Origin of the sequence: Gilliamella intestini (assembly GCF_900094935.1) — a bacterium.
Classification (GTDB): domain Bacteria; phylum Pseudomonadota; class Gammaproteobacteria; order Enterobacterales; family Orbaceae; genus Gilliamella; species Gilliamella intestini.
Window position 1 is genome coordinate 1 of the sequence record NZ_FMBA01000106.1, and the last position, 1,430, is coordinate 1,430.

Consider the following 1,430-nt stretch of genomic DNA (forward strand, 5'->3'; position numbering starts at 1 on the left):
GTCGTATTGATAATGTCGGTCACCTTGAATCAGCAGGCGGTTAGCTTTGAGTTTGTTGTGGGTTTGTGGTGATTTTGGGTTACCATTGTTTTTTGGGGCAGGTGATGCGTGTTTTAATTCATCAAGCGGCATTTCACTGCCCAGTAAGTTATCAGCCCCGTCAAAATAAAAGTGTTAAAGTTGAAATTTCTGTCAAAAACTTTCAGGTAACTATGCGTTTTAGTATAAAATTGTTTTTTAGTTGGGTTGAGTTTTCGTTTTTTTAATGCTAAATAAATAGCAAAAATAGCCTTTGGGTATGCTAAAAGGTATTGTATTTTTTATAACAATTATTCAATAACATATTGATTTTATTTGTTTTTAAGGAGCGATAAAATAACAAAATAAAAAAGGAAAATCCTCGCTGCTTTAAAGCAAGGATTTGGTACAAGTACGATTGCTTATTAGTCGTCAATTATTCTATTTTAAGGTAACCTGCGTTTGGGCTTTTCTGGCTCTGGTGTGGGTAATTTCCATGATGCTAATAAATCTAATTCGCCAAGAAAATTGTTGATATTATCAAGTTCGTTCTCGGGAACTTGCCATAACCACAATTTATCGCTTAATTCTTCAAGTGTACCATGGCTTGTATCACTTAATATCCAATCTTTCAACGTGGTATTATCTACACCAATCTCTAAATGATGGCAATTAATAATATTAGCGGTATAAACCATCCTAAATCGCTTATTGTCATCTAATTTTTTTTCGTCAAAATGATATTTTTCGTAAGGATATACAATAGTAAAGTTGAAACCTCCTGCATACTCAGTTGCACGATTTATATCCTTACAATTTGAATATTTTATGCCATAAGAAAAGTAGTTTTGACGTGCAAAGTTCTTTATCAATTCCAAAACAATACCCTTATGATCTAGTTTATTATTATATAAAATATAAATATCATTTCTACCGCCAAATTCTTCTGTATAATAAACCAAACGTAGATAACAAGTATCGGCTAATACATTCAGTACATCAAAAGCGGTCGCCTCTTGTTGATTTATTTTACGTTTTAACCCTTTCAGTGATATATTAACAAACTTAAAATCACTGTAGGTTTTCCATATTATTGGTTTAATATAACTAGCCTCAGTAATAGGAGTATTTAATGCCAAAAATAGTGTTTCAGCAAACTCTAACACAATATTCGGTGAGATATTTTCTGTATTATACAAAACAATGCCACTGTACATAGCTAATTTCCTTCTTTTATACTCTTAATCAATAAGTCTAATTGGTGTTTCATCTCGGCCGCATTGTACGGATGTTCAAATAAAGAAATAGCTTCTTTTTTATAGATCCCTAATTTCTCCATAGCCTCCTTGTTACGGCTAATTAACGACTCTAATTTATTTTTATCTGTTTTAGAGGCTATCTCTATCGCATGC

The 1,430-nt window shown here is 32.1% G+C and carries 2 protein-coding genes; both read right to left on the reverse strand.

Annotated features, from left to right (window positions below; translation table 11 throughout):
- Positions 1-464 precede the first annotated feature (464 nt).
- Complete coding sequence (locus GA0061080_RS12250) at positions 465-1,235, reverse strand: hypothetical protein (RefSeq protein WP_091126245.1); 771 nt, start codon at positions 1,233-1,235, stop codon at positions 465-467.
- Between the two features lie 2 nt (positions 1,236-1,237).
- Positions 1,238-1,430, reverse strand: a 193-nt coding sequence (locus tag GA0061080_RS12865) for a hypothetical protein (protein ID WP_209435853.1), incomplete at its 5' end; no start/stop codon positions are given.